This is a genomic window from Parcubacteria group bacterium, assembly GCA_016181765.1.
Lineage (GTDB): Bacteria > Patescibacteriota > Patescibacteriia > UBA2169 > UBA2169 > CG10-46-32.
The window spans coordinates 199,759-211,991 of record JACOYR010000004.1 but is presented as its reverse complement, the minus strand read 5'-3'; the positions used below and the strand labels follow the sequence as shown (position 1 = coordinate 211,991).

Here is a 12,233-nt window from a genome sequence, read left to right as displayed (position 1 = left end):
TTTTTATTCTGTCTCACCAACGTCAATTTTCCTTATGTCATCATTAGTGATTCCCAGCCCGAGTTCTCGCATAATTCTGAATGCGTCTGCTGGCTTGCTAAGGTAGTAGCCCTTTAAGTCGTTTGGATTGATATAATACGCTTCGCCTTTTTGCTCAACATCCAATAATATTTTCCCGGATAATCTGCTGGGAAATTTTGAATTGAGATAAATGCTAAGTTCGCTGTGTTTGATTCCCAATCCCAAATTCCGCATAATGCTAAAAGCGTCTGCCGGACGGCCTAAATAATACTTCTTTTTATTATCCGGATATACATACCACCCTTCGCCTTTCTTTTCCACCTGCAACAGAATATTTCCACTCACTCTTCTTGATAAACTGCTGTCAATTTTGGTGGTCAACAATTTTTCTTCGGCTATTACGCTTTGGCTTTCTGTTTGGGTTTTAAGATTTTTCTCATCTCCAGGCAAGAACAGGCCCAAAGAATCAAGAGTGTTCAAATTTATATCTTCTAACAAAGCCGAAACCCGCGAATAATTATTGTCATTATTATTGTAGTTATATGCTATAGAATTATTAAGCCAGCTGTTTACTTTATTGATTGACAGTAAATAGCCCAAGGAGTTTAAACTGCCTTTTACTACGGCGGTTGGAATGCCGATAAACGCGCCATTTTTTAAATACGCGCCTCCGCCGGAATTGCCGTGCTCAATAATAGCGGTTGTTTTCAGATAATTGCCGTCCACGCCGCTAAAATCGCCGCTGGTGTAGGTTATTTTTGTGCCGAATTTTGCCGGATAGCCGTAGGTAGTAAGTATTTCTCCCAATTTGATGTTGTTGCTGTTGCTTTGAGAAATACTGATCGAGGTTAGCGGCTTGTTGCTTGGATTTCTCAATTTCAAAACAGCAACATCAGCATCGCTGGATATTTTGTAAATATCAGCGATCTGCCTGTCGCCAAAATACGGTTCATCGCCATAATCATCAATAAACCCGACTAGACATCCGGCTGTATCGTCAATGACGTGTTTATTGGTCAAAATTAAGCCGGTTGAATTGATAACTGTGCCCGAACCTTGGCTTGCGGTGGTGCTATTTACGGGACAAACAAGCTTAACTGTGGATTTTATAATTGTGCTTTGGTTTACTATGCCCAAATCCTCGGTCGGTGATTGTTGTTTGGGCTGGTTTGGGGCTACGCAATATTGCGATGTCGCCGGGGCCGCTGTTTCAGCGGACGGGCAGTCATAGGTTCTGGTACAGCTTCTTGCCTGTATTCCTTGTGGCGAGCAAGACCCCCAATTTTCACACTGCCAAGTGTCTGCCGAACAAGTCGGAGTGTAGGTACAGGATTGAGAGGTGGTCGGGGCGGAAATTCCACCCTCGCAATTTGAAATTTTATTACAGGATCTGGTTTGAGTTCCACCAGAAGAACAACCCGACCAATTATCACACGACCAATTATTGACTGTACAAACAGGAGTATAATTACAACTTTGATTTAAAATTGGCTTTCCATCAACACAGCCACTTGGCGAAGATGAAATAATAGTTCTTATTTGTTGGCCACTATTCGAACACTGCGACCAGTTTGAGTATTGCCAAGAAGTACAAGTAGGCGGAATATAGCTACAACTTGTTGTTGCATTTTCTGGTTCATTATTTGTATAAGGACAGTTAAACGTTTTGGTCGCAGTTCTGGTTTTTGTGCCGTCAGGCTGACATGAGCCCCACTCACCATATTGGTAAATATCTGCTTTACACCTTATTTCGTTGTAATTATTTTCTTCTAAAATTTGATCTGAGGTAAGTGCTGTGTCATATATTTTTATTTCATCAAGTTGGATAATATTTGCACTCGCATCGCCCTGGACACCACCACCATACCCAAAGGACCAGATCCCACTGCTTATCTTATTGCCTGATGTCGTAGAGTATTCAGCTAAATTTCCATTTTTATAAAAATAATAACCATCGGCATTGTCGTAAACAACTGCGAAATGATACCAATTTTCGCTGACACTGATTGGTTCATCAATACTATTTTTCATGCCGTTTCCTGAAATCATGATTGAGTTTCCGTCAAAATATGTATGAAATCCTCCCGTTGAATCAACGATGCGGCGAAGAGTATTGTTAATAGGACCTTTTAATTTTACTCTGTATAATATAGTAAACTTGCTCAATTCTGGCAGGGCGTTACTGATTTTTGCCCCGCAAGCATTATAATCAGTTTTCATGCAACTAAAAACAACAGAACCGCCATCATATGCATTACTATCCCAAGTACCGTCAACTATTTGCATATTATAGTTACCCATTTGATCGGATGCTAAGCCAGCATTTATAGCATCCTGGTCGTTAAGGTTCCAGTAGGCAATAGGCACAGGAATATCTGACGCTTTTACTTTTTGAATAAAATTAAGCGAAGTTAATCCTAGAATAAAAATAAGAATAAAATAGATTGTGAACTGTTTTTGCATAGATTTAATTTTGATTATTAAAAAATATCATTGCTTCCTCTTCATTAGAAAAATTATTTTCTTCTAATTTACCGGCACCCGCAATGACCCCTTCGCCATGGTTTACGTTAATAACAGAATAATTTACAATTTTCCCAAAATCATCTTTATACTCAATTATCTCCACTATGCGATCCTTTAGTCGTTTGCTTTTAATTATTTTTGACTTCATAAATTTTAATTATCCAAGTAGTTATTAAGTTTTTCATCTGTATATTTATCATCACCGCTCTCAAACTGTTTTTTAATTTCCTCGAAATTAGCCGTGATTTTAGAAATAAGAATTTTGTTGCCGGGATTAACATTTGATACTACGACAGAACTAGTTTCTTTTCTTATAACCAAAGTCGTGTATCTGGGTCTTGATTTATTATCCATTATTTTTTTAGTATTTCTGCTAAATAATTTTTTAACCAATACGGCAATTAAACGCGCAAATTCTGTGCCGTGTAGTAAGGCTGTTATGGTGGGGTCATTCAAGGCGTCTATTATTATTTGAATGTCAAATGCGCCCCATGTTATTCCTTTAATTTTATATTCCCCAAATACTACTTTATTTTTTCCGAATACTTCTTCAAATATTCTTTTTTCTTCTTCATCAATTTTGGGCGTATAAACTACATTAATTTTTGACATACATAAATTAATTAATGAATCGTTTTCGGAGCGAAGCGGAGAAAACCACCTTGGCTTTACCCCTCCTAAAATCCTAATTCTTAAAAAACTTATTTTATTCCTTTTCTTAAAAAGCCGATTGAGAAAAACTTATAAAAAAAATTATTTCGTCGCAACGTTCCTGAATATGCGAAGTGGCGCCGTCTTAATCAGTAGGAGTGTGGTCATCAGATGCACAGTATAGACAACATCAATCGCGGATATCAGAAGCGCCATTTGGGTGAAAAAACATTGCGACCAATCGTATCTAATGGGCAATGTTTTTGAACCGCATATTCAGTGTTATAAGATGTTTAATTTGAAAGCCCTTGTCATTTATTGGAATTAACAATTTTAACGAATTCATCAATGTCATTAACCACGAAGTCAAAGAGTACATTCCTGCAAACCTCGTCTTTATCTTCATTCAGAGCGTATATTGGAATACCGCAGGCGACCACAAAACCAAGCTCCAAAGTACCACTGTTGCCAAGATAACCATCTTTGTTGTACATGAAGCAGATGTCGGCTTTGCGGATAAATTCAAAATGGTGAAGCGTCAATCCTAAAAAAGCGTATGTTTTAAGATCACTCGGCAGGTCGCTGATAGATTTATTTCTGTTGAGTATGGGTCCCAAGACAATATGACCGTTCTCGCGCAACTTGCGTTCCAAGTCGCGAATGTCGTCAAAGAAACGTCTAGAACCGCAGATGACTATTTTCATATTTCATGCATTTACTTGTTAATTCCTCTTAGGGCTTTCAAATTAAATTTCTTATAACTAGTTATATACGAACTGGTTGTTTTTACGGAAGGCTTTGAGAAATTCGTGCAGGAGATGAAACTGCGGGGGTTTAGCCCAATGACCCAAAGTTCGTATATAACGAACGTCAAAGGCTTTTTGCGCTCGGCGGGCAAAGGCCCCCGGGCAACCACTACGGCTGATGTCCGAAAGTATCTGGAAGCGCTCGCGGACGCGGGAAAGTCCGCGTCAACACTCAATACCGTGTACAGCGCCCTTAAGTTTTACTTTGGCTCCGTGCTCAAGCGGAGATTTTTTGTTTCCATTCCGCGCGCCAAATCATCAAAAAAACTTCCGGTGGTGCTCTCCAAACAAGAAGTGCGGTTATTGCTCGGAACCATCAAAAGCGCCAAGCACAAGCTCCTGCTCGGGATGATGTACTCGGCCGGGTTGCGGGTTTCCGAAGCCGTGAATCTCAAGGTGGGGGATTTGGATTTTGATAACCAAGCCGTGATGGTTCGCGGCGGCAAAGGAGGGAAAGACCGGGTTACCTTGTTTTCTGAAAAAGTCAGCGCGCCGCTTGCGCGGTATGTTGCAAAAAAAGACGCACGCGATTTTGTGTTTGAAAGCAGCCGCGGCGGGAAGCTGACTGAACGGTCGGCTCAAAAGATATTTGCCCACGCGCTCAAAGATTCGGGCATCAAAAAACAGGCAAGCTGCCACAGCTTGCGCCATTCGTTTGCCACGCACTTGCTGGAGAACGGCACCGACATTCGGTACATCCAGGAGCTCTTGGGCCACGCGCGGCTTACCACCACGCAGGTGTACACCAAGGTGGCGCGATCTGCTCTGGCCGCGATTCAGAGCCCGCTGTGATCGGCCCCTCGTATTACGTATGGGGCAGGCTCTAGCCGCTGGTTTTGCCTATTCCGTTTCGGCTTCGTCTTCTGGCCGCCAGGCCGGGTCAACAATGCACAAAAATTTCAAATCCGCATTGCCGGTGTTTTCAATGTATTGCGTTGCGTTCGGGGGAATGTACACAACGTGGCCCGCGCGAACGTTTGCAGCCTCGCCATTGACATGCATGGTGCCTTCGCCTTCCAGAATGTAGTACACCTCTGATGTTTTTAGTTTGTGCGATTTAGATGACAGGCCGTTCTTAACCATCGCGTGCGCCAAACTATACCGGAATGCTACGTCCGCTTTGTTTGGGTGCAAAAGTTCGCGGAGGACGGAATCGTCACCCGCGATAATTTCGTCGCATTTTTGCAGGTCTTGGATATACATATCATTGGGAATTTACGCTAGTCAAAACGTCAATTCGGCACTTTTAATCATTTCACTTTTTTGGCTAATGTTAGATATAGTTGACAAGAAATAGGAAGTATGCTATAATTATATTGTTAGGTACAAAGCGTGCCTAGCGTAAAAAACCCGCATGATGCCTTCAAAGGAGGCGCGCGATGGGTAAGCTCTCTCACAGGCTGTTGGACCTCGGGCTCTTCTGTGCGCTCGGCACATCCGAGCACCCGGGACACTCCGAGGAGGAACAGCACGTCAAACACGGAACACCAAACACCTTTGACTGCAACAATGGGGTTGTGGTGATCTACGATGAAGAGGGGCGGCCGTGGATCAAGTCGGTGAGGGACGTCACCGACGAGGTCCGCAGAGCTCTCTGGACACTGAACTATACGTTCAACGTCCAGCATGGTGCGTACGTGCCGCACAGCAACGACGGCGGGCACTTCGTCCGCACCGTGCTCCCGACGCTGTAGATAGCGTCAGACACGTTCACCGAGGCCCAACGAGCGCAAGCTCCGCGGGCCTCTTTCTTTTGTTAAAAAAATAACAAAAAACTATTATCGCTTGAGTTTTGCAACCAACTCGTCCGGCGTCATTTCAACCGTGTCTCGTTCGCCGTGAGCGCGGACCGCGAGTTTTTTGCCAGCCATTTCCTTGTCCCCGATCACGAGCGTGTAGGGGATTTTCTGCTGCTCGCTCGCTCGCACCTTTTTGCCGACTGACTCATCTGAATCATCAACCCAAACGCGCGCTCCGGCGGCCGAAAGTTCATTCGCAAGCTTTTGCGCGTACACCAGGTGCTTTTCGTTGGAAACCGTGGCAACGCTAATTTGGATGGGCGCGAGCCACGCCGGGAACACGCCAGCCGTGTGTTCCAGTAAAATGGCGAGGAACCGCTCAATGGCGCCCATCACCGCGTAGTGGATCATCACAATGCGCTCTGGTTCGCCTTTCTCATTCACGCACGCCAAGTTAAAGCGCTCGGGCATGTTCATATCCAGCTGGATGGTTGCCACCTGCCAGTCCCGGCCCAGCGAATCCTTTGCCGCAAAATCAATCTTCGGTCCGTAGAACGCGGCCTCGCCGAGGACTTCCGGAGCTTGCACGTTGCGCTTCTTTGCCACGCTGCGCAATGCATCCTCTGCCTGCTTCCAAAGCTTTTCATCACCCAGATACGCGCCCATGTTGTTAGGGTCGGACAACGAGAGCGTGGGTGAGAGCTTAAACCCGAACGCGGAATAGAACTCATCAACAATGTCCCAGATTTTCAAAAATTCTTCTTCCACCTGGCTAGTGCGGCAGAACACGTGCGAATCATCCTGCGTGAACGCGCGCAAGCGCGCGAGCCCGTTGAGCTCGCCGGTCTGCTCGTCGCGGTAGCACATGGTGGTGTTGCAGTAGCGCACCGGCAGGTTGCGGTAGCTCTGGGGATGGCGGCTGTAGATCTGCGTGTGGTGCGGGCAGTTCATGGGCTTGATGGCGAACTCGTGGCCCTCGCGCGTTTTGACGCGGAACAAATCATCCTTGAACTTTGCCCAGTGCCCGCTGGTTTCGTACAAATCTTTTTTGGCCAGGTGCGGAATTTCCACCTTCTGGTACCCGTGCTTCTTGCGCAGGCTCCACACGAAATTATCCAGCTCCTCGCGCAGGATGGTTCCCTTGGGCGTCCATAGCGGCAGCCCGGGCCCCACCAGATCATTGAACACGAACAAATCAAGCTGCGTGCCCAAGGACTTGTGGTCGCGGCCCTGTTCCTCCTGATTGGATTGTGCGTGCGGCGCGCCGTGTGCCATAGGAATGATACGCATATCGTAGCACAGTGAGCTGTTCGCGCGCAATACAAGCGCTCGCGCGGCGCGGCCGCATATTGACAGCGCGCCCGTTGTCTGGTAGTTTGGTTAGTATTGCTACTATAGTTTGTGCAGTTCTTTCGGCGCCACAATCGTGGCGTTCATCGGTAGTTTTCCCTCACCACGCAACCAGGAGGATGTGGGTTGGCAATGCCGATGATGCAGGAAGCCAGCGAGACGCGCGAGTGCTGCGGCGGGAGCATTCCATCGCGCGTGCAGCGCACTGTTTGGGTACCGGGCCCAGGGGGCGTCCAGTGCGAGGTTCAGGTGAGCGTGTGCCGAGTCTCGGACAGGATGGCGCAATGTGCGGTTCAGTCGGACCACAGGGGTACGGGTGCGGTGAGCCAGGTTGCGGATGCCATCTGCACCGGGTTGCGGCAGCGTACCGGCAACACGGTGCAGTCCTGGGAGACCACAGTCGGGGAGCGCACCTTTGCAGGCGCGATACAGGTGACCCTGGCGGGAGGAGACGCGTCTCTGCAGGAGTGGCTGGACGCGTTGCTCAATGAGCTTGGGCTTTTGCCGGACACCGGAGCTGCGTCAGAGTCCTAACCCCCTCGGGGTCGGATTGCGCAGCAGAGGCCATCACGAAAAGGGGCGACTCTCACGAGCCGCCCCTTCATCTTTTTATAACTTACCGCTTTATCTCAATATTCACGTGGTCTTTGAGATTCGGCACGCTCCGCACCCAGAACGGCCAGAACTCAACCTGCACGTCCCGGATCCCGGTGATCTTGGTGAAGCGCAATCTGACTTCCTCCTCGTTCAAGCCGATGATGTCCTCCTGCGCGAGGACGGTGTCCGGAATCTTGGGGGCGATCTCGGCTTTGATGGAGACGGTTACCGAGGCGCCGTCCTCGGACAAGGCCGCGGCATAGGAGCTCTCATCAAATTCAAGCAAAAGCTTGTCCGGGGGCACCTGCTTCGCGAGCTCCTGCTTTATGATTTCCCGGGCCCGCGCCTCGTCATAAGTAAATGCGCTTACCGTACCCTTTGCGGTTAAGGAAAATGTTTTGATGTTCCGGTCGCCCACTTTGGCGCTTGCGGTGATCTCGTCCACCGCGAGCGCGACCTTGTCCGGATCAACGCCCGTGGTTTCGGAGAGCAGGGCGCTCCCTTTTTCCCGCAGGGCTTTTTCCATATCAGCGCGCGCGCTGTCGTAGGCGCCCTGGGTGAGGGATGGGGCCGCAACCGTGCCGCCTCCGAACTCCCGGGACACTTCCGCGTAAATTTTGTCCTTGAGGTGGGGCAGGGCCACGATCTGGAACCGCCCCGCGGAGGTACCCACGTTCCCCGCGGCTCCGGGCTTATCCGCGTACGCGGCTACTGCTTGCTCCTTGCCGCGCGGGACCGTGATTTGCTCGCGCGTCTTTAACAGTATGCCGGCCTCGTTTTGGAACCGCGTGTTCGCGACCAGGAGCTGGTCCCGGTCCGCGGTCGTATTAAAAACAGTGATCATGCCCTGGGCCTGCGCATCAACGGTCGCGGACTCATCAACCGCAAACTCCTGGGTGTGCGAAACCGGAACCGAGGTGGCGCTGCCCGCAATGACGAGTGGAGCCTCGCTCGCTGCCGGGTCCGGGGCAATGGCAATGGCCACGGAGTGCGATACCACGTCCCGCGCCGGCACCACCACCACCTTTGCCTGGGAGAGGGAGAAGTACAGGATGATGATGATCAAATTTACGGTGAGAATCAAAAAGTTAACCGCGAGCTTGCGGTAGGATTTGAGTTCCATGGTCTTGGCGAGCTTCTTTTTGGTTGTTTCCACCTTTTTCTTGGTGTTCTTGACGATGTCCATGGCCATATGAGTACTGGTTACCTAATGCTGATGCGGCTGTCTCCGACGAGCGTCGCGAGCTCCTCCAAGAGCGCGTGCGCGTTCAGGTCCACCCCGCGGGGGAGCTTGAGCGCGGCAGTTCCGTTGACATGGAGAATGACCGGCGTGGCGCCACTCTTAAGGTACAATATTTTTTTGATTTTATCAAGCTGGGCGCGGTCCGCGGGCTCATTGAGGCTGATGTGCACGCTGACGCGCTCTTCGGCGCGCCGGCCTGCGGTTGCCGCGGATTCTGCCAAGGCTTCCACGCGGTCCACAATGAGTTGCTGTTTGCCCTGGCGGTTTTCCGGTTTTCCGGTGACCGCGACCAGGGAATCCGCCTGCCAGAGCAAGCGGTGCTCCTGGTACAGCCGCGGGAACACGATGAGCTCAAGGCTGCCCGTCAAATCCTCCAGCGTGACAAAGGCCATGGGGTCTCCCTTTTTGGTGATGATTTCTTTGGCGCCCGTGATGTACCCGAAGCACGTGGCGCTTGTTGTAGATTCGGGCTGGATGGTTGCAACAGGGTTCGGGCTCTTGGCGAGGAGGGCGCGGTGCTTTTCCAGGGGGTGGCTTGAGAGGTACAAGCCCAGGAGCTCTTTTTCCCAGGCAAGCTCCTGGTCCTGGTTCTCTTGGGCCTCCGCGAGCGCGAGGCCGCGCCCTTTTGTTTCCGCGCCGCCGAACAAGCTCTCCTGGCTGCGGGCCGCTGCCTCGTGGCTGTCCCGCGCAAAATCCAGGAGCTTGTCAATGTTCGCAAAGAGCGTGGCCCGGCTTTCCAGGCTTGAGAGGGCGCCGGCTTTAATGAAGCTCTCCAGGGACTTGCGGTTTAAGTCCCGGTCTTTTACGCGGCTTAAAAAACTGGAAACATCCGCGTACGCGCCGTTCTGCTTGCGCTCGGCAATGATCACGTCAACAATATGGCTGCCGATGTTCTTGATGGCCGAGAGCCCGAAGCGGATGGTCTTGTCGTCAATCACCGTAAAGTCCGCAAAGCTTTCATTCACGTCCGGGGGGAGCACGGTGATGGCCATGGCCTTGCACTCCGCGACCGCTTCCGCGACTTTCTCAATGTCATCGGACTCGGCGCTCATGAGGGCCGCCATGAACTCGGCCGGGTAGTGGGCTTTCATATACGCGGTCTGGTACGCGACCACGCCATAGGAGCAGGCGTGCGCCTTGTTGAACCCGTAGGCCGCGAACGGCTCAATGAGCTTCCAGAGCGCGCCGCTCTTCTCCCTGGTGAGGCCCCCGTGCGCCTCGCAGCCCTTGGTGAACTTGTCTTTTTGCGCGGCCATTTCCTCGGGGATTTTTTTGCCCATGGCCTTGCGGAGCTTGTCCGCCTCCTCCCAGTTGTAGCCCGCGATTTCAATGGCAATGTACAGCACATCGTCCTGGTAGGTGATGATGCCGTAGGAATCTTTCAAGATGGCCTCAAGCCGCGGATCCAGGTGCGTAATCAAATTGGGGTTGTGCTTGCGCTCAATGAACGCGGGGATGGACTCCATGGGCCCGGGCCGGAACAGCGCGACCATGGCCATGATGTCCGTGATCTTGCTCGGCTTCAACTCAACCAGGTAGCGCGTCATGCCGCCCCCGCCGAGCTGGAACATGCCCATGGTGCGGCCGCGTGCCAAGAGCGCAAAGGTCTTGGGGTCGTCAAACGGGATTTTTTCCAGCTTAATATCAACCTGTTTTGTCTTTTTTACGAGTGTGATGGCGTTGCCCAAAATGGAGAGATTGCGGATGCCAAGGAAATCCATCTTCACCAAACCCGCTTTTTCCACGGCGTGCATTTCGTACTGGGTGATGACGTTGTCCCCGCCGGTTTCCCTTTGCAGGGGCGTGAAGTCAGTGAGTTCCGTTGGGGAGATGACCACGCCTGCCGCGTGCACGGACGGGTGTCGCGCGCACCCCTCAATGCGCTTTGCCACGTCAATCAGGCGCTTTGCCTGGGGGTTGTTCTGGTATATGTTGCCGAACTCCGGGGATTCGCGGATGGCGCGCTCAATGGTCATGGCAAACCCCTGGCGGCCGAAGGGGATCATTTTGGCAACGCGGTCGCAGAACTCGTAGGGGTACCCAAGGGCGCGGCCGCAGTCCCGCACCGCGCCCCGCGCCATCATGGTGCCGAAGGTGCAGATCTGCGCCACCTTGTCTTCCCCGTATTTTTGCCGGACATAATCAAGCACTTCGCTCCGGCGGTTGTCCGCGAAGTCCATGTCAATGTCCGGCGCTGATGGCCGGAACGGATTTAAAAACCGCTCAAACGGCAGTCGGAACACCATGGGGTCCACGGTGGTGATGCCGATCACGTACGAAACCAAGGAGCCTGCGGCTGATCCCCGCACGGTCGCGATAATCCCGCTTGAGCGCGCCCAGTTGGTGAAGTCCGCGAAAATCAGAAAGTAGGTTGCATAGCCTTTTTGTTTGATGATTCCGAGCTCATACTCCGCGCGCTTCTGGTGGCCCTCGGGAAGCACTGTCCCGTACTTTTCGGCGAGGCCCGCCCGCGTGAGTTGCTGGAGGTACTCATCCGCGGACAGGCCCTCGGGCGGGTCAAACCTGGGGAAATGGAAGCGGTCCAGCTCAAGCTCCAGGTTGCACTGTTCCGCGAGCCGGCCCGTCTCTTCAATCACCTCCGGGTTGTCCGGAAACTCCGCGGCCATCTCATCAACGCTCTTCATGGAAAGGTCCACGTTCGTCATCTTGAGGCGGTTTTCTTCTTGCACGGTTTTGCCGGTCTGCACGCACACCAGAATGTCCTGGGCTTCGGCATCAGCCTTTTTGACGTAGTGCGAGTCATTGGTCGCGATGGTCGGTATGGCGTACTCTTTCGCGAGCTCAAGCAGGGTAAGGTTGACGCTCGTCTGCTCCGGAATTTCGGGGTGGGGCTGGACTTCCAGATAGAAATTGCGCACCCCGAACAAGGACTGGTACTCTTTGATGAGCCCAAGCGCCCGGTCCACCTTGCCCGCGAGGATCATCTGTGGAATTTCTCCCTGCAGACAGCTTGAGGTGGCGATGAGCCCTTCCGCGTACTCGGCGAGCAGCTCCTTATCAAACCGCGGCTTGTAGTAGAAGCCTTCCAAATGCGCCCGGCTTGAGAGCTTGAGCAAATTTTTGTAGCCGGTTAAATTTTTCGCGTAGAGAATTTGGTGGTACGGCTTTTCGCCCTGCCTGCGGTCGCGCCTTGAGTTGGGGGCCAGGTACCCCTCCATGCCGATGATGGGCTTGATGCCGGCCTTGCGCGCTTTCTCGTAGAACTCAATAGCCCCGTAGAGCACCCCGTGGTCCGTGAGCGCCAAAGCAGGGGAGCCAAGCTCCTTTGCTATAATGCCC

At 51.4% G+C, this 12,233-nt stretch carries 11 protein-coding genes; 3 read left to right on the top strand and 8 right to left on the bottom strand.

What is annotated here, in order from left to right:
- Window positions 1-3 precede the first annotated feature (3 nt).
- From HYT31_03560 to HYT31_03545, 4 genes are all read right to left on the bottom strand, one after another.
- Window positions 4-2,484 carry a trypsin-like peptidase domain-containing protein gene (locus HYT31_03560; GenBank protein ID MBI2050860.1) on the bottom strand — a complete coding sequence of 827 codons (2,481 nt, stop codon included), beginning with the start codon at window positions 2,482-2,484 and terminating at the stop codon, window positions 4-6.
- A 4-nt stretch (window positions 2,485-2,488) separates the two neighbouring features.
- The gene (locus tag HYT31_03555) at window positions 2,489-2,695 is read right to left on the bottom strand and encodes a hypothetical protein (GenBank protein MBI2050859.1); all 207 of its coding nucleotides are present in this window, start codon (window positions 2,693-2,695) and stop codon (window positions 2,489-2,491) included.
- Between the two features lie 5 nt (window positions 2,696-2,700).
- Window positions 2,701-3,159 (bottom strand): hypothetical protein, encoded by a 459-nt coding sequence (locus HYT31_03550; protein MBI2050858.1) that lies wholly within the window; start codon window positions 3,157-3,159, stop codon window positions 2,701-2,703.
- Window positions 3,160-3,509: 350 nt separating this feature from the next.
- Window positions 3,510-3,902, bottom strand: a complete 393-nt coding sequence (locus HYT31_03545) for a hypothetical protein (protein MBI2050857.1) — start codon at window positions 3,900-3,902, stop codon at window positions 3,510-3,512.
- A 105-nt stretch (window positions 3,903-4,007) separates the two neighbouring features.
- Here HYT31_03545 and HYT31_03540 point away from each other — a divergent pair, with 105 nt between their 5' ends.
- The gene (locus HYT31_03540; protein ID MBI2050856.1) at window positions 4,008-4,796 is read left to right on the top strand and encodes a tyrosine-type recombinase/integrase; all 789 of its coding nucleotides are present in this window, start codon (window positions 4,008-4,010) and stop codon (window positions 4,794-4,796) included.
- A 48-nt stretch (window positions 4,797-4,844) separates the two neighbouring features.
- On the opposite strand, the gene HYT31_03535 is transcribed toward HYT31_03540, so the two are convergent.
- The gene (locus HYT31_03535) at window positions 4,845-5,207 is read right to left on the bottom strand and encodes a cupin domain-containing protein (GenBank protein MBI2050855.1); all 363 of its coding nucleotides are present in this window, start codon (window positions 5,205-5,207) and stop codon (window positions 4,845-4,847) included.
- A gap of 176 nt (window positions 5,208-5,383) precedes the next feature.
- Between HYT31_03535 and HYT31_03530 the strand changes: the two genes are divergently transcribed.
- The gene (locus tag HYT31_03530) at window positions 5,384-5,698 is read left to right on the top strand and encodes a hypothetical protein (GenBank protein MBI2050854.1); all 315 of its coding nucleotides are present in this window, start codon (window positions 5,384-5,386) and stop codon (window positions 5,696-5,698) included.
- A gap of 84 nt (window positions 5,699-5,782) precedes the next feature.
- On the opposite strand, the gene thrS is transcribed toward HYT31_03530, so the two are convergent.
- On the bottom strand, window positions 5,783-7,018 hold the full coding sequence (gene thrS / locus HYT31_03525; GenBank protein MBI2050853.1) for a threonine--tRNA ligase: 1,236 nt from the start codon (window positions 7,016-7,018) through the stop codon (window positions 5,783-5,785).
- A gap of 207 nt (window positions 7,019-7,225) precedes the next feature.
- Between thrS and HYT31_03520 the strand changes: the two genes are divergently transcribed.
- The gene (locus HYT31_03520; GenBank protein MBI2050852.1) at window positions 7,226-7,627 is read left to right on the top strand and encodes a hypothetical protein; all 402 of its coding nucleotides are present in this window, start codon (window positions 7,226-7,228) and stop codon (window positions 7,625-7,627) included.
- An 82-nt stretch (window positions 7,628-7,709) separates the two neighbouring features.
- On the opposite strand, the gene HYT31_03515 is transcribed toward HYT31_03520, so the two are convergent.
- On the bottom strand, window positions 7,710-8,882 hold the full coding sequence (locus HYT31_03515; protein MBI2050851.1) for a hypothetical protein: 1,173 nt from the start codon (window positions 8,880-8,882) through the stop codon (window positions 7,710-7,712).
- A gap of 11 nt (window positions 8,883-8,893) precedes the next feature.
- Window positions 8,894-12,199, bottom strand: a complete 3,306-nt coding sequence (gene dnaE / locus HYT31_03510) for a DNA polymerase III subunit alpha (GenBank protein MBI2050850.1) — start codon at window positions 12,197-12,199, stop codon at window positions 8,894-8,896.
- Between the last annotated feature and the right edge of the window lie 34 nt (window positions 12,200-12,233).